Raw genomic sequence first — 20,029 nt, 5'->3', positions numbered from 1 at the left:
GAGCCCCCTCGTCAGAGGGGGCCAAGGTCCTAGACGTGTAGGGTTCTTGCCTCCCTCTGACGAGGGAGGTGGCATCGGCGAAGCCGATGACGGAGGGAGAGAAGCGGAGCAGGGGCGCAAGGCCCTGCGGGCCACACAGCATCGGCCAAAGGCCGATTCCAAGACCGATGACCAATCCCGGCCCGCCTCAAAACCAACCCCACCCCACCACAAAAACGTTATAAAAGGATTCAACCATCATGGAACATCGTCCATTCAAATGGCCGCAGCCGCTTGCGGGCAACAAGCCCCGCATCTGGTACGGCGGCGACTACAACCCCGACCAGTGGCCCGAAGAGGTCTGGGACGAGGACGTCGAGCTGATGAAGCAGGCCGGCGTGAACCTGGTCTCCGTGGCCATCTTCTCCTGGGCCAAGCTCGAGCCCGAGGAAGGCGTCTACGACTTCGACTGGCTCGACCGCGTCATCGACAAGCTCGGCAAGGCCGGCATCGCCGTCGACCTCGCCTCCGGCACCGCCTCGCCGCCCATGTGGATGACCCAGGCCCACCCGGAGATCCTGTGGGTGGACTACCGCGGCGACGTCTGCCAGCCCGGCGCCCGCCAGCACTGGCGCGCCACCAGCCCGGTCTTCCTTGACTACGCCCTGAAGCTCTGCCGCAAGATGGCCGAACACTACAAGGACAACCCGTACGTGGTCTCCTGGCATGTGAGCAACGAGTACGGCTGCCACAACCGCTTCGACTACTCCGAGGACGCCGAGCGTGCCTTCCAGCAGTGGTGCGAGAGGAAGTACGGCACCATCGACGCCGTCAACGATGCCTGGGGCACCGCCTTCTGGGCGCAGCGCATGAACGACTTCTCCGAGATCATCCCGCCGCGCTTCATCGGCGACGGCAACTTCATGAACCCCGGCAAGCTGCTCGACTGGAAGCGCTTCAGCTCCGACGCCCTGCTCGACTTCTACAAGGCCGAACGCGACGCCCTTCTCGAGATCACCCCCGGCAAGCCGCAGACCACCAACTTCATGGTCTCCGCCGGCGGCACCGGCCTCGACTACGACAAGTGGGGCTACGACGTGGACTTCGTGTCCAACGACCACTACTTCACGCCCGGCGAGGCGCACTTCGACGAGCTGGCCTACTCGGCCTCCCTGTGCGACGGCATCGCCCGCAAGAACCCGTGGTTCCTCATGGAGCACTCCACGTCCGCCGTCAACTGGCGCCCGATCAACTACCGCGTGGAGCCCGGCGAGCTGGTGCGCGACTCCCTGGCACACCTGGCCATGGGCTCCGACGCCATCTGCTACTTCCAGTGGCGCCAGTCCAAGGCCGGCGCCGAGAAGTGGCACTCCTCGATGGTGCCGCACGCGGGCCCGGACTCCCAGATCTTCCGCGACGTGTGCGAGCTGGGTGCCGACCTCAACAAACTCGCCGACGAGGGCCTGCTGGAGACCAAACTGGTCAAGTCCAAGGTCGCCGTCGTGTTCGACTACGAGTCCCAGTGGGCCACGGAACACACCGCCACGCCCACTCAGGAGGTACGCCATTGGACCGAGCCGCTCGCGTGGTTCCGCGCGCTGGCGGACAACGGTCTCACCGCCGACGTGGTGCCCGTCCGTGGCCCCTGGGACCAGTACGAGGCCGTGGTGCTGCCGAGCCTGGCCATCCTCTCCGAGGAGACGTCCCGCCGCGTGCGCGAGTACGTGGCCAATGGCGGCAAGCTGTTCGTGACCTACTACACCGGTCTGGTGGACGAGAAGGACCACGTCTGGCTGGGCGGCTACCCCGGTTCCATCCGCGACGTGGTGGGCGTGCGCGTGGAGGAGTTCGCCCCGATGGGCGACGGCTTCCCGGGCGCGATGGACCACCTCGACCTCACCAACGGCGCCGTGGCGCACGACTTCGCCGACGTGATCACCTCCGTGGCGGACACCGCCCATGTGGTCGCCTCCTTCAAGGCGGACAAGTGGACCGGCCTCAACGGCGCGCCGGCCATCACCGTCAACGATTTCGGCGACGGCAAGGCCGCGTACGTGGGTGCCCGACTCGGCCGCGAGGGGCTGGCCAAGAGCCTGCCCGCGCTGCTTGAGGAACTGGGCATCGAAACGTCCGCCGAGGACGATCGCGGCGAGGTGCTGCGCGTGGAGCGCGCGGACGCCACCGACGAGAACCACTTCGTGTTCCTGTTCAACCGCACGCACGATGTGGCCGTGGTGGACGTGGAGGGCGAGCCGCTGGTCGCCTCGCTGGCCCAGGTCAACGAATCCGAACACACCGCCGCCATCCAGCCCAACGGCGTCCTCGTCGTAAAGCTGTAAGCATAAGCCGAACAGCCCGTACGTCCCAAGGATTGCAATGCCCGGAACCGCACATGGTTCCGGGCATTTTTACGTCTTTGCCGGGCCGAAGCGGAACTGCCCGAATACACAGTGTTTGCGATAACACGCCGACGGTTTCCGTTTGCGCTCGTGGAAACCGTGTGTATACTAGAAGATGTTATCGCAACCATACATTAGCAATCGGCAACAGTAAGCCGATTCTCAACGTCGAGGTGAAATGAGGAGTTTAGCCCCGGCAAACGTCTATGGTTACGAGCGACAAAAATAAGTTTGAATCGTTCTGGACGATTCGAGGAAGGAGAACAGAACGATGAAGTTCACCACCGCCAAGAAGGCTGTCGCCCTCACCGGCGCCGTCGCCATGCTGGTTTCCGTTGCCGCCTGCGGTTCCGACAGCAACTCCAGCAGCCAGCCTGCACAGGAGAAGGACGTGCAGGAGATCACCGTCTGGGCCTGGGAGCCCACGCTGACCCAGGTCGCCAAGGACTTCACGAAGAAGACCGGCATCAAGGTCGACCTCAAGAACGTCGGCACCAACACCAAGGAATACACCCAGCTCGACAACGCCATCGAGGCCGGCAACGGCGCTCCGGACGTGGCCCAGATCGAGTACTACGCCATCCCGCAGTACGCCATCAAGCAGAACCTGCTGGACATCACCGACAAGACCTCCGGCTACTCCGACTTCTACACCCCCGGCCCGTGGGCCTCCGTGCAGTTCGCCGGCAAGGTCTACGGCCTGCCGATGGATTCCGGCCCCATGGCCTTCTTCTACAACAAGGAAGTCTTCGACAAGGCCGGCGTTGACGCCACCCAGATCAAGACTTGGGACGACTACTACGAGGCCGCCAAGAAGATCCACGCCCTTGGCGACAACTACTACATCACCTCCGATACGGGCGACGCCGGCTTCTACGACTCCATGACCTGGCTCGCCGGCGGACAGCCGTTCAAGACCTCCTCCGACGGTTCCGAAGTCACCATCAACCTGACCGGTGACGAGAACGTCCAGAAGTTCAACGAGTTCTGGCAGAAGATGCTGGACGAGGGCCTGCTCGACACCAAGACCGCCGGCTGGTCCGAGGATTGGTTCAAGGGCATGGTCGACGGCACCATCGCCTCCCTGCTCACCGGTGCCTGGATGCCCGCCAACCTGGCCAACTCCGCCGCTGACGGTGCCGGCAAGTGGCGCGTGACCCAGATGCCGACCGCCGACGGCTCCGCCACCAACTCCGAGAACGGCGGCTCCTCGCTGGCCGTGCTCGCCTCCTCCAAGAAGGCCGATGCCGCGTACCAGTTCATCGAGTACGCCAACCACGGCGACGGCGTGGCCACCCGTGTGGCCGGCGGCGCCTTCCCGGCCGACAAGGCCTCCCTTGAGTCCGACTCCTTCAAGAACGCCACCACCGTCAAGAACGCCGACGGCGAGGACGTGGACTACTTCGGTGGTCAGAAGTACAACGAGGTCCTGGCCCAGGCCGCTGAGAACGTGTCCTCCGACTACCAGTTCCTGCCCTTCGAGGTCAAGGCCCGCACCATCTTCGGCGACTACGTCGGCAAGTCCTACACCGGTGACCAGAAGCTGAGCGACGGCATCGCCGCCTGGCAGAAGGCCCTGCAGGACTACGGCAAGGATCAGGGCTTCACCGTCAAGTAAGCCGTGATTCCACGGAGATTGCGCAATATAGCGATTCCCGAACACCCTCCCTACCGGAACCCCGTCCGCACATCGTTGCGGGCGGGGTTCCGCCGTTTCGCCGGGCATCGCCTCCAATACCCGGCGAATAGTACACTCGTCACCATGCGTATGATCGGACGGCGAATCAGGCGAACGGCGACCGCGGCACTGGCCGCCATACTCACCGTGACGCTGGCCTCCTGCGGGCAGGCCACCGAGGACAACCGCACCGTCATCAGCGTATGGAGCTGGGAGCCGAGCATGGGCAAGGTCATCCAGCGATTCGAACAGGCCAATCCGGACATCCGCGTCGAATGGACCAACATCTCCGGATACGACAACCTCAACACCGCCATCCAGGACGGCTACGGCACCCCGGACGTGGCGCAGATCGAGTACTACGCGCTCATGCAGTACGCCGTCTCCGGGCAGCTCCTCGACCTGACCGACCGCATCGGCTCCGACTACCAGAACTTCTTCACCCTCGGCACCTGGTCCTCCGTGCAGCTCGCCGGCCGCACCTACGGCCTGCCGATGGATTCCGGCCCCATGGGGTTCTTCTACAACGCCGACGTGTTCGAACAGGCCGGCGTGGACGCCACCCAGATCAAGACCTGGGACGACTACTACGAGGCCGCCAAGAAACTCAAGAACATCGGCGCGTACATCGCCGCCGATTCGGGCGACGGCAGCTTCTACGACGCGATGATCTGGCTCGCCGGCGGCCAGCCCTTCCATACCTCGCGCGACGGCAAGACCGTGACCATCGACCTCGACAAGGACGCCGGCACGCAGCGCTTCACCGAATTCTGGCAGAAGATGATCGACGAAGGCCTCATCGACACCACCTCCGCCACATGGTCCGGCCGATGGAAGCGCCGGGTGGGCACCGGCACCATCGCCTCCGTGTTCTCCGGCGCATGGATGCCCTCGCTGCTGCTCGCCAACGTGCCCGGCGCGGCCGGCCTGTGGCGCGTGACCACCATGCCCACCTACGACGGCCTGCCCACCAACGCCGAAAGCGGCGGGTCGGCGCTCGCCGTACTGCAGCTCACGCGCAAGCCGGACGCGGCCTACCGGTTCGTGGACTTCGTGACCCACGACAAGCAGGGCATCGCCGCCCGTGTCGATGGCGGCGCGTTCCCCGCTGACTACGCGACCCTCAATTCGCAGGACTTCCTGGACAAAACCACCGTCACCAACGAATCCGGCCTGGAAATCCCGTATTTCGGCGGCCAGAAGTTCAACCGCGTGCTCTCCGAGGCGGCCGAGGACGTGTCCGTGGGATACCAGTACCTGCCGTTCGAGGTGTACGCGCGCAGCGACTTCAAGACCACCGTGGGCAAGGCGTACAAGTGGGCCTCATCATTCCAGTCGTATCTGAAACGGCAGGAGGCCATCGAAATGGGTCAGACGGACGCCGACGGCAACCCGCTCAAGCCCAAGGCCGACCCCGGCAAAAAGGTCAGCTTGAGTGATGGGCTGTCCGCCTGGCAGAAGGACCTCAAGGAATACGGCTTCAACCAGGGCTTCACGATTCAGTAGCAACGGAATCGGCACCGCTTCGCGGGCCGATGCTGCATGTCCCGCAGTCCGAAAGGACTGCGGGAAAACAGCATCGGCCATCAAGCCGATTCCGCTACGCTACTTCACATTCCTTGCGTAAATATGCGCCATGCCCTTGAAGATCAGGTCCGGGTCGTACACGTCGATGAGATCCGTGTCGTTGGCGAACACGCGCCCCAGACCGCCGGTGGCGATCACCCTGAAGTCCTCGCCGCCGAGCTCCTTGCGGAACTGCGTGATCGTGCGCTCCACGCCGCCCAGGAACGTGTAATACAGACCGGCCTGCATGCACGTCTTCGTGTTCGTGCCCAGAATCGTGTCCGGCCGTGTGATCTCCACCTCGGGCAGCTGGGCCGTGTCGCCCCACAGGGCCGCGGCGCCCGCACGGATGCCGGTGGTGATGATGCCCGCGTCGATCACGCCGTCGCCGCTCACATGCGTGAACGTGGTGGCCGTGCCGAAATCGGCCACCAGCGCCGGACCGTCGTACGAATAGTACGCACCGGCGCAATCGGCCAGGATGTCCGCGCCGAGCGACTTCGGGTCGTCGATGCGCACGTTCATGCCGGTCTTGATACCGGGCCCCACCACCATCGGATCGATGTCCAGGAACTTGACGATCGACGAACGGAACGAATGCATGACCTTCGGCACCACCGAACAGATGATCACGTCATCCACGTCCGCCGGCCGGAAGCCGCTCATCCTGAGGAATTCGGTCAGGAACAGCCCGTATTCGTCCGAAGTATGGTTCGCCTTGGTGGTGATGCGGTAGGTGCCGGCGATGCGGCCCTCGTCCAGAAAACCAAGCACGATGTTCGTATTGCCGATGTCAACGGCGACCAGCATGATAACCCTCCAGCTTCGAGATGGATTTCACGGGCCATCCTACCGCCCCGATCCGTATTCGTGAATTACAGTCCCGCGTCTATGATGGGGCTCCGGTGGTCGACCCGTGCGGGCGGCCAACCGCATTTACCGACAATCGAAGAGGAAGAATCATGTCTCAAGACAATGGTGCGCACGTCGAAAACGGCGCAACCACGGACGCAAGCCTGGCATCGCGCGCGAAGCAGCCGAAGAAGAACGGCCCGAAGTGGTGGCTGATCTCGCTGATCGCCGTGATCGTGGCGGTCGCCGTCGTCATCGGCGTCACCCTGGCCTACGCGAAGAAGGACGACGCCGGCACGTCGGCGGACGGTTCCGCAACGGCCAGCACCGTCACCATCGGCCTCAAACTGGCCCCCACCAACCTCGACATCCGCAACACCGCGGGCTCCGCGCTCGATCAGGTCCTGATCGGCAACGTGTACGAAGGCATCGTGGCCCGCGACTCCAAGAACCAGGTGGCTCCGGCCATCGCCTCCAGCTGGGAGGAATCCAAGGACGGCCTGACCTACACCTTCCACCTCAACAAGAACATGGTCTTCTCCAACGGCGACACGCTCGATGCCGAGGACGTGGTCTGGTCCATCAACGAACTCATCGCCAAGCAGTACCACGACGCCGACGCGCTCGAATCCGTCAGCAAGGTCGAGGCCAAGGACGCCTCCACCGTGGTCATCACCCTGAAGACCCCGAACTCGAACCTCCTGTGGACCCTCACCGGCCGTGCGGGTCTGGTGTTCGACAAGGACGCCAAGTACGACCTCAAGACCGAGGCCGTGGGCTCCGGCCCGTACACCGTGGCCAAGTTCGTCGAGAACGACTCCATCACCCTCAAGGCCAACGCGAAGTACTGGGGCAAGAACAAGGCCAAGACCCCGACCATCGTGGTCAAGTACCTGGCCGACGACAACGCGGCGGTCAACGCGCTGAAGTCCGGCGACGTGCAGGTGCTCGCCCCGATCACCGAGAACCTGGCCGAACCGTTCACCTCCGACCCGTCCAAGTACGTGGTCAAGGCCGGCGACGGCACCGACAAGTACGTGCTCGGCTTCAACAACGCCTCCGGCTCCAAGCTCGCGGACAAGCGCATCCGCCAGGCCATCCGCTACGCCATCAACCATGACGAGCTCATCGCCTCCCGCGGCGGCGCGGACAAGGCCCTCGGCGGCCCGATCCCGTCCCTCGACCCCGGCTACGAGGACCTGACCGGCCTGTACCCGTACGACCAGGCCAAGGCCAAGTCGCTCATGGCCGAGGCCGGCTACTCCGAGGACAAGCCGCTCCAGCTCACCCTGACCTACGCCAACATCTACGGCACCGAACTCGGCGACCAGCTGCGCTCGCAGTTGAAGCCCATCGGCATCGACCTCAAGGTCAATGTGGTGGAGTTCTCCACCTGGCTGCAGGACGTGTACACCAACCACGACTTCGACCTCTCGCTCGTGGACCACAACGAAAGCCACGACTTCTACACCTGGACCGACCCGACCTACTACTTCGGGTACGACAACAAGGACGTGCAGAAGCTGTACGCCGAGGGTATCGCCGCCACCACGGACGAGGAGCGCGACGCCAAGTTCGCCGAGGCCGCCAAGCTCATCTCCGAGGACGCGCCGGCCGACTGGCTGTTCAACTACCGCATCACCACCGCCACGGCCAAGGGCGTGAAGGGCTTCCCGTTCAGCCTCAACCAGACCGTCCTGCCGCTGTATAACGTGACGTATACGAAGTAGGCCATCGTTCTCGGCTCTCTCTGGCTCCTTTTGACTCCCCTCAGTCGCCTACGGCGACAGCTCCCCTCGGAGAGGGGAGCCGAAAAACTTCTCTGGCTCCCCTCTGAAGGACGTTGCCGTAAAGCGGACAGTCCTGTGGACTGTCCGTAGGCAACGTGCGAGACGATAGTCGAGCTGACAAAACGCAGGCGTTAGCCTGTCCATAATTGCGGATGAGCTGTCACCGCAGGTGACTGAGGGGTAGTTCATGACGACGTATTGCAAAACATCGGAAACTGAATCAACACAACCAGCGTAGGACTACCCCTCAGTCGGCTTCGCCGCCAGCTCCCCTGACAAGGGGAGCCGAGGTTATCGGCGACTGGCAAGCCCAATAGAAAGGAAGCACGGCAATGCGATTCGTCGTCCGCCGACTGCTGCTGTTCGTGGCGGCGCTGTTCGGCCTGTCCGTCGTGGTGTTCGCGGCGCTGCGCATCCTGCCCGGCGACGTGGCCTCCATCATGGCCGGCGTGAACGCCCCGCCCGAGAAGGCGGCCCAACTGCGCGAGCAACTGGGACTCAACCGTCCGCTCGCCATCCAATACCTCGACTGGATGGGCGCGCTCCTGCACGGCGACTTCGGCACGTCGATTCTGACCGGCCGCTCCGTGACATCGCTGGTCGCCTCCCGCGCCTCCATCACCTTCCCCCTGATCATCCTCGGCCTGCTCATCGCCCTCGCCATCGGCCTGCCGCTCGGATGCGCGGCCGTGCTGGCCCGCTCGGCCCGCGTGCGCGCGGCGTTCCACGTACTCGCCATCATCGGCGGCGCCGTGCCCGCGCTCTGGAGCGGACTGCTGCTCATCCTCCTGTTCGGCAAGGGAACGGGCCTCGTCGGCATCCTGCCCTCGCAAGGATTCCCAATGGACGGCTGGACCACGCCCGGGCAGGCGTTGCTCGCATTGATCCTGCCGGCGCTGTCGGTCGGCATCATCGTGGGCGCATCCCTCATGCGGTACACCCGTTCGGCGCTGGGCGACCTGGCGGACTCCGGCTACATCGACATGGCGCGTTCCTGCGGCATGACCCGCACCCAGGCCGTGCTGCGCGTTGGATTGCGGCTCGCCACCCCGCAGCTCGTCTCGGTGATCGGCTTGACCTTCGCCTCGATGATCACCGGGGTCATGGTCATCGAGAACCTGTTCGCCCTGCCCGGCATTGGCAACGGGCTCGTGACCGACGTGGGCAACCGCGACCTCATCGCCGTGCAAAGCGAGCTGTTCCTGCTCGCCGCGTTCTTCCTGGGCGTGGGCCTTGTGGTGGACGTGCTGCACCGCATCCTCGACCCGCGGCTCAAATCCGCGGATACCGTATCGGAGGTGGCCGCATGAGCAACACCATGCGGAAAGTCCGCTCGCCCGGTGCCGGCGAAACCGCTGCACACACCGTTACGCACAAGCCCCTGCGTCGTTTCTCCATCGTTCTGCAGTCCATCTGGCGGCGCGGCGAAGGCAAATTCACGCTTATCGTGCTGGCGTTGTGGCTCGCCGTGGCGCTGGTCTCCCTCGTCTGGACCCCGCAATCCCTATGGGCCACGGACGGATACCATGTGTGGGCCAAGCCCTCCGCCTCGCACTGGCTCGGCACCGACGGCACCGGCGCCGACGTGTTCAGTTGGCTTATGGCCGGCTCGCGCACCAACCTGCTCATCGTGGTGCTCACCGTGGCGCTGTCCGCTGTATGGGGGCTGGCCCTGGTCGCCGCGATGGTGGCCCGCACCCCCGCGCTCGCCGGCACGTCCGTGGTGGTGGTCGACGCGCTCATCTCCATCCCCACCGTGCTCATCGCCCTGATTCTGGCCGTGCCGCTGGGCGCATCCATCGCCGTGATCGTGGTGGCCTGCGGCTTCGGCTACGGGCTCAACCTGGCCCGCGTGACCCGTCCGGCGGCCCTCCTCGCCGCCCGCTCGGCGTACGTGGAATCCGCCAGGGCAAACGGCGCAAGCGGCTGGCGCGTGCTCGTCAGCCACATCATCCCCAACATCCTGCCGGTGCTGGCCGTGCAGCTTTCGCTGTCCGCGGGAACGGCGGTATTGGCCGAATCGGGCCTGACCTACCTCGGCATCGGCGTGCCCTCCGGCGTGCCGAGTTGGGGCCATTCGCTGGCCACGTCGGTCAAGCTCATCAACGTATTCCCGCTGACCGTGCTGTGGCCTGGCCTCATCGTCACCGTGGTGGTCGTGGCCCTCAACGTGTTCGGTGACGTGCTGCGCGACGCCGTCGATCCGGTGGCCAATCCCGCGTTACGCCAGGCCGTCGCGCAGTCCGCCGGTGCAGCGGACAATGCGACCGCCGATCCGTCCGCCGCGCCGGTTGCACGGAATACGGGCGTCGCGGAAATTGCTGAAGATGATGGGGAGGGAGGCGAACGATGAGCATCCAAGTACGTGACCTGACCATCGCCATCGGCGGCAAGTCCATCGTCTCCGGCGCGGATCTCGACATCGCGGACGGCGAACGGGTGGGCCTCATCGGCTCGTCCGGTTCCGGCAAATCCATGATCTCCAAGGCGATGCTGGGACTGCTGCCGCGGAACGCCACGGCATCCGGCTCCATCGTCATGGGAGGCACCGACGTGATCGGTCTGCACGAACGCGCGCTCGCCGACCTCCGCGGCCGGTATGTGGGCACGGTATTCCAGAATCCGGCCACCTCGCTGAACCCGGTGATGACCGTGGGCCAGCAGATCGCGCTGCCCCTGAAACTCCATTACGACCTCACCAAGGCCGAACGGGCCGAGCGCGTGGCCGCGATGCTCGCCAAAGTCGGCCTTGACGGGGAGGTGACGGGCAAATACCCGCACGAGCTGTCCGGCGGACAGCAGCAGCGCGTCGGCATCGCCACCGCCCTGATCACCTCGCCCCGGTTCATCATCGCCGATGAACCGACCACCGCGCTCGATTCCGTCACGCAACGCCAGATCGTGGACCTGCTGACCTCACTGGTGGACGACGCCGGCGCCTCGATGCTGTTCATCACGCACGACTTCTCCGTGCTCGCCCGCGCCACCACACGCTGCTACGTGCTGGACGCCGGACGCATCGTGGAATCCGGGCCGACCGCGGAACTGCTGGCCTTGCCCGCGACCGCACAGGCCCGCGAGCTCGTCTCCGCGGCCCGTCTGCTCACCCTCCGTGCCGGCGGGAAGGAGGAATCCCATGACTGACCGTGCTTTGGCCACTTCCGTCGAGACTGCTGACGGCCGTAGGCTGACCGGGGGAGCTTCATCTGTGGCGGAACGCCATGATACCGGAACGGCCGAACCGTTGCTCGTCGCACATGACATCAACGCCTCGTTCGCCGACCGTGCCATGCATCGCGGCCTGTTCGACTTCGGCCGGTCCCATGCCTCCCGACGTCAGGTGCTGTTCGGCGTCTCCGCCGAAGTGCATGCGGGGGAGTGTCTGGCCGTGATCGGCGCCTCCGGCTCCGGCAAAACCACGCTCACCCGCATCATGCTGGGCCTGGCCGCCGCCGATTCCGGCAACATCGAATACCGCGGCGAGGGGGTCGGCCGCGGTTCGGCCGGCAGCCGCGCGCTGCGCGCCGAATCGGCCATCGTGTTCCAGGACCCGTTCGGCTCGCTCGACCCGCGCTGGACCGTGGAACGTTCGGTGTCCGAACCGTTGTGGCTGCGTCGGCGTGCCCTCGGGTTCGCCGCGGACGAGGTGGAGGGCAAGGCCGCGCAGGCGCTCGCCCGCGTGGGGCTCGACCCGCGCGTGTTTCTCGGCCGGTACCCGTGCGACCTGTCCGGCGGTCAGGCGCAGCGCGTGGCCATCGCCCGCGCCATCGTGGCCAACCCGCGGCTCATCCTGGCCGACGAGCCGATGAGCGCCATCGATGTGGCTGCCCGCGTGCAGATCCTCGAAACCTTCCAGTCGATCCTTTCCGGCGAGGGCTCGGGCGCCGTTGATACCGCCACCGGCCAGCCGATCCGGCCCGCCATCATCATGGTCTCCCATGACCTCGGCGTGGTCCAGCACATCGCCGACCGCATCCTGGTGCTCCGCGAGGGGCACGTGGTCGAATCCGGTCCCACCGACGCCGTGCTCGGCAGTCCCCAGTCCGATTACACCCGCCAGCTCATCGCCGCCGCATCGCTGTAAAGCCGCATGGACTCGCCGCTTTGACGGAGTGCTCCACAAGTTATATGGTTAGTTACATGAGTAACTAACCAATGAGGTTGACGCGAGACCGATCAAACCAGGATTGCCGTAAATCTCAGGTTGGACTACCCCTCAGTCGGCTTTGCCGACAGCTCCCCTGACAAGGGGAGCCGAGGAGGGGCATTTTGGTTGGTGAAACCGCTGCTTCTCCGCCCATCCACATCCAAGACGGTTCCGGCCCAAGGAGGTGAGCCAAGCCTTGCACTTCGATGATTCCAGTGGCGAGCCGCTGTTCAGACAGGTGGCCGACCAGCTCAACGAGGCGATCGTGTCGGGCCTGTACCGGGAGGGCGAGCAAGTGCCCAGCACCACCGAAATATCGACCACATACCGCATCAATCCCGCCACCGTGCTCAAAGGCATGAACCTGCTCGTGGAGCGCGGGCTGCTCGAAAAGCGCCGCGGACTGGGCATGTTCGTGGCCCCCGGAGCCGCGGCCCGAGCACGGGATGCCAAACGAGATGAGTTCCTGGACAACCGTCTTCCGCAGTTCATCGCCGAAGCGCGACGACTCGGCTTCGGCCCCAAGGAACTGACCGAGCTGATCGAGAAGGAGTACGCATCATGAATGCGAACCTGACCATCACCGACCTCAGCAAACGGTATGGTTCGACCGTGGCGCTGGACGGTGTGAACCTCACGTTCCAGCCCGCCATCCACGGCCTGTTCGGACGCAACGGCGCCGGCAAATCCACGCTGCTCGGCGTCATCGCCAACCGACTGCTGCCGGACGGCGGCGCGGTCGAACTGGACGGTGCGAACGTTCGTGAGAACGAATCCGCGCAGTCCCGCATATACCTGGTCAACGAAACGCTGCCGTTCCTGCTCGGCGCGCGCATCAGCACCATCTTCAAACGGGAGGAGCGCTACTACGGCGGCTTCGACTGGCCGTTCAGCGCACGTATGCTCGCCGCGTTCGGCATCGAACCGGGCAGGGCATACGGCCATCTTTCACTCGGCCAACGTATGATCGTGCGGCTGGTCGCCGCCCTGTGCGTGCCGACGGATGTGCTGCTCCTGGACGAGCCGGTGCTTGGCCTCGACGCCGTGAACCGCGACCTGTTCTACCGGTTCCTGCTCGAATCCTACGGTGAACGTCCCCGCATCATCGTGATCTCCACCCACATCATCGACGAGATCGCGCACATCGTGGAACGCGCGGCCATCATCGACCGCGGCCGCATCATCGAGGCATTCGACGCCGAATCCGTGACCTCCCGCGCCACAGTGCTTACGGGGGAGTCGGCGTGCGTCGGGTCGTTCGTGGAGGACTGCGGATTGCAGGTCATCTCCCGCGAAACGATGGGACGACTGGCCGCCGTCATCGTGCGCGGGCCCGTGGAGGCGGCCGACCTGCCCTCCGGCATCGCCGCCAACGCACTCGGATTGCAGGATTACGTCATCCGCGTCACGTCCGGGGCGGTCGGCCCCGACATGCCGGATATCTCCGATCATCAAGAGGCCGGCGCCGCCGGTGCCGTATCGAGCAGCAAAGGGGAGTAACGATGGACGGCAAGGTTGTGACGATGAATGACAACGTACGCGAATCCGCGCACGGTACGGCAAATGCCGCCGCAGGCGTATCGGAAACATCGGTCCGTGGTGGCCGCGGCATGATGCGCGGCGACGACTTCCTCGGCATGAGCCGCCAGTGCCGGTTGACGCTACGCCGCAACCTCGCGGTATACGGCGTGGTGCTTCTGCTGGGCCTGCTGCTGTTCGTGGCGCTCTGCTACCAGCGGTTGCAGGCGCTGCGATACGAGCCGGGCGGACTGTCGTCCAGCGTCGACGCCGAGCAGTACTGGTTCCCGATCCTCCTGCTCACGGCGGCGGTCTGGCAATGGCTGTTCTTCGACACGGCCGTCTGCCACGGCGTCTCACGGCGCACGTTCGTCAAGGCATCCGCGATCGGAGGGGCCATAATGGCGCTCGCGGTGTCCGTGGTGATGGTCGCGTCGCGTTACGTGCTCATCATCAGTGGTCGGGGCGGTACCTGTTTCGCCGGCATCAAGGGCTGCTTCCTTGGTGAGCCGTTCGACCTGCCGCGCTCGGAGCAGTTCCTGTACGCCTGGCAGCGGGTGTCGTATACGGGCGACGCTTCGGCGCCGACCTTCTCGCCGATGCTTGTGGGTGGCGCGCTCTTCATGTTCCTCAAGTTCCTTTCGCTGATGCTCTCCTACGTGGCGGTGGGCACGGTGCTCGGCGCCGTGCTGGCCTGGGCGGCGGGCAAGGGCGCGTGGGGCATCGTCGCCGCATTGTTCGTGGCCTGCCTCGCATCCCAGCTGCTCGGAAGCAATTCGATACTGTGGACCAACGAATGGCTTGGGCGATTCACCTCCGCCGGCACGCTGGGCAACTGGCTCGTTCAGGCCGCCAGCGGCCGCATCATCAGCCATCTGTCCGCCGGCGTGGAATTCGGCACGTACGTGGTGTGGATCCCGCTCGTCGAATCGCTGGTGCTGTTCGCGCTGTGCGTGTGGATTGTCTATCTGATGACTGCCCGCCGTGAAATCCATCCCGCCCGCCAGCGTATCCTCTGACGGTTCATTGGGATTCTGGGCATATACCCACCATGAACCCGGCCCTGATTTCCATTCTGGGCATATCCGTACCACGAAGCGGCTGATTCATGCCTCCTCATGGTGGGTATATGCCCAGAACCTGCTTTATGGTGGCCTTATGCCCAGAATATCTGGTGGGTATATGCACAGAATCGGTTTCTTCGGCCGTCCGTGGCGGCCATATCCGAGAAAGCGGAGCGGATCGGCTCAGGAACGGGATTCGGCCGCCGCATCTTCCGGCATATGAACGCATGCGACACGCGGATGTCCAGAGGCGTGCTATGGTATGAGGCATGCAGATTTTCTCATGTTGTTGTCGCTAACCGACGCCCCCGGGCGCACGGTCAGTGACGCATAACTTGAGAACGAGCATTCGAATCGCGGCAGGTTCGCCGCGCATCTTCCATGAATCCGAATACCGCGAAATTGGCGCGGTTGCAGTGGTTTGCATAATGCACAACACGGCTCATCGGATTGTTCGTAACACATGGAAGCACGGCATACCCCTTATGCGAGAAGGGCGGATGCTCCGATCAATCACCAGTCAATGGCCGCCCGTCCGGGAACGTCGGTTCACGAAAACAGCAGACCGCATCATCGTCAACCCAACCAAACCGGACAAAGGACCCCAACATGACCGTTCACAACAGCCTCGCGGAACTCATCGGCAACACCCCGCTCGTAAAGCTCAACCACATTCCCCAGGCGGACGGCGTCAAGGCCACCATCGACGTCAAGGTCGAATACTTCCACCCCGGCGGTTCCTCCAAGGACCGCATCGCCGAGCGCATCATCGACGCGGCCGAGCGTTCCGGACAGCTCAAGCCCGGCGGCGTGATCGTCGAACCCACCTCCGGCAACACCGGCGTCGGCCTGGCTCTCGTGGCCCAGCAGCGCGGCTACCGCACGATCTTCACCCTGCCGGACAAGGTCTCCGAGTCCAAGCGCGCCGTGCTGCGCGCGTACGGCGCCGAAGTCATCGTGACCCCCACCGACGCCGGCCCGGACGACCCGCGCTCCTACTACCAGGTGGCCGAACGACTCGCCAACGAGATCCCCGGCGGCTTCCGCCCGAACCAGTACGACAACCCGAACGGCCCGGAAAGCCACTACTACACCACCGGCCCGGAGATCTGGGAGGCCACGGACCACAAGGTCACGCACTTCGTGGCCGGCATCGGCACCGGCGGCACCATCTCCGGCACCGGCAAGTACCTCAAGGAAGCCTCGAACGGCGCGGTCAAGGTGATCGGTTCCGATCCGGAAGGCTCCATCTACTCCGCCGACTCGCTGGCCGACGTCCACCAGTACGACATCGAGGGCGTGGGGGAGGACTTCTATCCCAAGGCCTTCGACCGGAACATCACCGACGACATCGTCAAGGTGGGCGACGCCGAGGCCTTCGAGATGACCCGCCGACTCGCCGGCGAGGAGGCGCTGCTCGTGGGCGGCTCCTCCGGCATGGCCGTGGCCAGCGCCATCAAGTACGCGCTCGCCAACGACCTGGACGAGAACCAGCTCGTGGTGGTGCTCGCCCCGGACTCCGGCCGCAGCTACCTGGAGAAGATCTTCAACGACGACTGGATGCGCGCCAACGGCTACGGCGACATCGTGGACCGCACCACCAAGCCGTCGCTGGCTGAACAGTACCTGTAAATCGCCGCCGCTGCACAGCAGACCTCACAACGGTCCTCACAACGGCCCTCACGGCAGTCCTCACGACTGACCGTCAATCATCATCAGCATCCAAACCAACCCGTTCACAGACTCATCGATATAAGAAGGAAAACCAACATGTCCGCCGAATACAACGCCAAGTTTGCCGAAACCGCCCTCGCCACCCGTGCCATCCACGCCGGCCAGGAGCCCGACCCCACCACCGGTGCCGTGGTGACGCCGATCTTCGCCACCTCCACTTTCAAGCAGGACGGCGTGCTGGGCCTCAGGGGCGGTCACGACTACTCGCGTTCCATCAACCCCACCCGCACCAGCTTCGACGAGCAGCTCGCCGCGGTCGAAGGCGCCAAGTACGCGCTGAGCTTCTCCTCGGGCCTTGCCGCCATCGACGTGCTGCTGCGCTCCACCATCCTGCCCGGTGACAACATCCTGCTTGGCAACGACGTGTACGGCGGCACCTACCGTCTGCTCGCCAAGGTGTTCGTGCCGTGGGGCGTCGGCCTGGACGTGGTGGACATCACCGATCTGGCCGCCGTCGAGCAGGCGCTGGCCTCCAAGCACTACAAGTACGTGTGGGTGGAGACGCCGTCCAACCCGCTGCTCAACATCACGGACATCGCCGCCACCGCCGAAGTCGCGCACAAGTACGGCACCAAGGTGGTGGTGGACAACACCTTCGCCTCCCCGGCCCTGCAGCACCCGCTGGATGACGGCGCGGACGCGGTGGTCTACTCCACCACCAAGTACATCGGCGGCCACTCCGACGTGGTGGGCGGCGCCGTGGTTTTGAACGACGAGGAGACCCGCGAGAAGGTGGCCTTCCTGCAGAACGCCGCCGGCGCCGTGCCCTCCCCGTTCGATTCCTGGCTGGACATCCGCGGCCTCAAGACCCTGGACCTGCGCGTCAAGCGCCACAGCGCCAACGCGCTCAAGGTGGCCCAGTGGCTGGAATCCCAGCCGTCCGACGTGATCGAGCGCGTCTGGTACCCGGGCCTCGAATCCCACCCCGGCCATGAGATCGCCGCCCGTCAGATGCATGGCGGCTTCGGCGGCATCGTGTCCGTGCAGCTTGCCGCGGGTGCCGAGGCGGCCAATCGGTTCGTGGATCACACCGAGATCTTCACGCTGGCCGAGTCGCTGGGCGGCGTGGAAAGCCTCATCGAGGTGCCGGCCGCCATGACCCACGCCTCCGTGTCCGGCACCACCCTGCAGGTGCCCGCCAACCTGGTGCGCATCTCCGTGGGCATCGAGAACGCGGACGACCTCATCGCCGACCTCAAGCAGGCGTTGGAGCGTCTGTGATGACTACAGGGCGTGGCCGGCTGCCGCTGTCAGCAGAGCGGCGGCGGCCACACACCTCCTCACGCTCCTGCGTTGAACGAGGCGACGGCCTGCATGAAGCGCTGGCCGTAGAGGTCGAGCTTGTGCTGGCCCACGCCGTTGACGGCCAGGAACTGCGCGTTGGTGACCGGTTTGATACGGGCCATATCGCGCAGGGTCTTATCCGAGAAGACGATGTACGGCGGCTTGCCGATCTCTTGGGCGATGGTACGGCGCAGTTCGCGCAGCTTCTGGAACAGCGCCTCCTCGTCATCGTCCGGGATGTACGAGCCGAGCGCCGGGCCGGTCGCGGAGCCGTCGGACATGGCGGACGCGGCGTTGCGGCTTCGACCGGAACCCGTACCTCCGGCGGCCGCTGACTTGCGTTCCACCCGCTTGATCTCGTAGTGGAAGTCGGGCGCGGCGGTCTCCGCGGCGCGTTTGCCGAACATCACGATGGGCAGGCGTCCCTCGGCGATGAACAGGTAGCCGTCTGTGGCCATCTGGCTCAGCACGTCGCGGATGCGGGCCTCGTTCACGTCCTTGAGCATGCCGAAGGTGGGCATCTGCTCTGGGTTCAGCCACGCGAGGTCCTGCGCCTTGGAGCCGCGCAGGATCTTGACGATCTTGCCCGAGCCCACGCGCTGGTTCACGTCATGCACGCAGCGGCTGATGGCTTGGGCCACACGGGTCACATCGATGGTCTCGAACGTGCTTTCGCAGTTCGAACAGGCACCGCAACGATGGGGGCCGCCGGCCTCGCCCGGCGAATCGGTCCCGATCTCCTGCCCGAAATACCGCGTCATATACCGGTGCAGGCAGTCCGTGGTGCGGCAATAGCCCACCATGCCGTCGAGCAGGCGGCGTTTGGACTGACGTACGATCTCCTGCTCCTGAGGGGTCAGACGCTCGTTCTCGTAATCGCTGTCCAGCAGCCGGCGTCGGGTCACGATGTCCGATTCGTTCCACAGCAACGTGCAACGGCTGGGCTCGCCGTCACGGCCCGCGCGGCCGGCCTCCTGATAGTAGGCCTCGATGGATTCGGGCATATTGTGGTGGATCACGAACCGCACGTTGGACTTGTCGATGCCCATGCCGAAGGCGTTGGTGGCCACCACCACGGGCACCTGGTCGGTGATGAAGTCGCGCTGGGCCCGTTCGCGCAAGTCCGGCGCCATACCGCCGTGGTAGGCCACGGCCGGGTGCCCCATCTGGCTCAGGGTGGCGGCAAGCGCCTCGGTCTCCTTGCGCGTGGCGCAGTAGACGATGCCGGACTCGTCCGGATGGTCGGCCACGTAGCTGGCCACCCATGCGGCCTTGTACTTGGTCTCCAGTTTGACCACGTCGAAGTACAGGTTCGGCCGGTCGAAGCCGGTCACGGTCACGGCCGGATCGCGCAGACCCAGAATAGAGACGATGTCCCGCCGCACGCGCTCGGTGGCGGTGGCGGTGAACGCGCCGACCGGCGGACGAACCGGCAGCGAGGCGATGAAATCGCCGATGCCAAGGTAGGACGAACGGAAATCCTGTCCCCATTGGGAGACGCAGTGGGCCTCGTCCACGGCGATGAGCGAAATCGGCGTACGGGCGGCGAAATCACGGAACCGGCCGGTTTCCAGGCGTTCCGGGGCCACGTACAGCAGTTTCACCTGGCCGGCGGCGGCCTGCGCGAGCACCATCGACTGTTCGTCCGGGGTCTGCGTGGTGTTGACGAACGCGGCGGCAAGGCCCAGGTCGTTCAGGGCGTCCACCTGGTCGCGCATCAGGGAGATCAGCGGCGAAATCACCAGCGTCACGCCGCTCATGAGCGCGGCGGGCACCTGATAGCACACGGATTTGCCGGCGCCGGTGGGCATCACGCCGAGCACGTCGCGCCCGGCGAGCAACGATTCGACGATTCCCTGCTGGCCGGGACGGAACGAATCGTAGCCGAAATACTGGTTGAGTGCCCCCAAGGCGTCCTGTGCTGCCATAGTTGACCAGTGTAGCGTTCGGTTTGCGCGGACGGGTTGCGGCGCCTTCGCGCGCGTGACTTTGCTCACAACGGTTGCGCTTCGGGCTCA

At 65.0% G+C, this 20,029-nt stretch carries 15 protein-coding genes; 13 read left to right on the top strand and 2 right to left on the bottom strand.

Annotated features, from left to right (window positions below):
• Window positions 1-239: 239 nt before the first annotated feature.
• From DF196_RS09550 to DF196_RS09540, 3 genes are all read left to right on the top strand, one after another.
• Window positions 240-2,318 (top strand): beta-galactosidase, encoded by a 2,079-nt coding sequence (locus tag DF196_RS09550; protein WP_109057603.1) that lies wholly within the window; start codon window positions 240-242, stop codon window positions 2,316-2,318.
• A 331-nt stretch (window positions 2,319-2,649) separates the two neighbouring features.
• A complete protein-coding gene (locus DF196_RS09545) occupies window positions 2,650-3,996 on the top strand; it encodes an ABC transporter substrate-binding protein (protein WP_109057602.1) in 1,347 nt (448 codons plus the stop codon).
• A 144-nt stretch (window positions 3,997-4,140) separates the two neighbouring features.
• Window positions 4,141-5,562 carry an ABC transporter substrate-binding protein gene (locus DF196_RS09540; RefSeq protein ID WP_170115038.1) on the top strand — a complete coding sequence of 474 codons (1,422 nt, stop codon included), beginning with the start codon at window positions 4,141-4,143 and terminating at the stop codon, window positions 5,560-5,562.
• Window positions 5,563-5,661: 99 nt separating this feature from the next.
• Here DF196_RS09540 and DF196_RS09535 read toward each other — a convergent pair whose 3' ends face one another.
• Window positions 5,662-6,432 carry a type III pantothenate kinase gene (locus DF196_RS09535; RefSeq protein WP_109057601.1) on the bottom strand — a complete coding sequence of 257 codons (771 nt, stop codon included), beginning with the start codon at window positions 6,430-6,432 and terminating at the stop codon, window positions 5,662-5,664.
• Between the two features lie 152 nt (window positions 6,433-6,584).
• Here DF196_RS09535 and DF196_RS09530 point away from each other — a divergent pair, with 152 nt between their 5' ends.
• The 10 genes from DF196_RS09530 to DF196_RS09485 all read left to right on the top strand — a co-directional run bounded on the left by DF196_RS09530 (window position 6,585) and on the right by DF196_RS09485 (window position 17,948).
• Window positions 6,585-8,204 (top strand): ABC transporter substrate-binding protein, encoded by a 1,620-nt coding sequence (locus DF196_RS09530; RefSeq protein ID WP_109057600.1) that lies wholly within the window; start codon window positions 6,585-6,587, stop codon window positions 8,202-8,204.
• Between the two features lie 392 nt (window positions 8,205-8,596).
• A complete protein-coding gene (locus DF196_RS09525; protein ID WP_109057599.1) occupies window positions 8,597-9,574 on the top strand; it encodes an ABC transporter permease in 978 nt (325 codons plus the stop codon).
• Window positions 9,575-9,675: 101 nt separating this feature from the next.
• Window positions 9,676-10,617, top strand: coding sequence for an ABC transporter permease (locus tag DF196_RS09520; protein WP_421728477.1), 942 nt, complete (start codon window positions 9,676-9,678; stop codon window positions 10,615-10,617).
• Window positions 10,614-11,408: an ABC transporter ATP-binding protein gene (locus DF196_RS09515; RefSeq protein WP_109057598.1), complete on the top strand. Its 795-nt coding sequence runs from the start codon at window positions 10,614-10,616 to the stop codon at window positions 11,406-11,408. Before DF196_RS09520 ends, DF196_RS09515 begins: the two co-directional genes overlap by 4 nt.
• Before the next feature lie 145 nt (window positions 11,409-11,553).
• A complete protein-coding gene (locus tag DF196_RS09510; RefSeq protein ID WP_109057617.1) occupies window positions 11,554-12,348 on the top strand; it encodes an ABC transporter ATP-binding protein in 795 nt (264 codons plus the stop codon).
• A 247-nt stretch (window positions 12,349-12,595) separates the two neighbouring features.
• Window positions 12,596-12,976, top strand: a complete 381-nt coding sequence (locus DF196_RS09505; protein WP_241519676.1) for a GntR family transcriptional regulator — start codon at window positions 12,596-12,598, stop codon at window positions 12,974-12,976.
• On the top strand, window positions 12,973-13,911 hold the full coding sequence (locus DF196_RS09500; RefSeq protein ID WP_109057596.1) for an ATP-binding cassette domain-containing protein: 939 nt from the start codon (window positions 12,973-12,975) through the stop codon (window positions 13,909-13,911). Before DF196_RS09505 ends, DF196_RS09500 begins: the two co-directional genes overlap by 4 nt.
• A gap of 23 nt (window positions 13,912-13,934) precedes the next feature.
• Window positions 13,935-14,948, top strand: coding sequence for a twin-arginine translocation signal domain-containing protein (locus tag DF196_RS09495; RefSeq protein ID WP_158276309.1), 1,014 nt, complete (start codon window positions 13,935-13,937; stop codon window positions 14,946-14,948).
• A gap of 654 nt (window positions 14,949-15,602) precedes the next feature.
• Window positions 15,603-16,625 carry a pyridoxal-phosphate dependent enzyme gene (locus DF196_RS09490; protein ID WP_109057594.1) on the top strand — a complete coding sequence of 341 codons (1,023 nt, stop codon included), beginning with the start codon at window positions 15,603-15,605 and terminating at the stop codon, window positions 16,623-16,625.
• A 138-nt stretch (window positions 16,626-16,763) separates the two neighbouring features.
• Window positions 16,764-17,948: a cystathionine gamma-synthase gene (locus DF196_RS09485; RefSeq protein ID WP_109057593.1), complete on the top strand. Its 1,185-nt coding sequence runs from the start codon at window positions 16,764-16,766 to the stop codon at window positions 17,946-17,948.
• Window positions 17,949-18,007: 59 nt separating this feature from the next.
• Here the strand turns inward: DF196_RS09485 and recQ are convergent, their stop codons facing one another.
• Entirely contained in the window at window positions 18,008-19,939 is a 1,932-nt protein-coding gene (recQ, locus tag DF196_RS09480) for a DNA helicase RecQ (RefSeq protein ID WP_109057592.1), read from the bottom strand.
• Window positions 19,940-20,029 lie beyond the last annotated feature (90 nt).

This window comes from Bifidobacterium callitrichidarum, from assembly GCF_003129905.1.
Lineage (GTDB): Bacteria > Actinomycetota > Actinomycetes > Actinomycetales > Bifidobacteriaceae > Bifidobacterium > Bifidobacterium callitrichidarum.
This window is presented reverse-complemented; position numbering and strand designations above follow the sequence as displayed.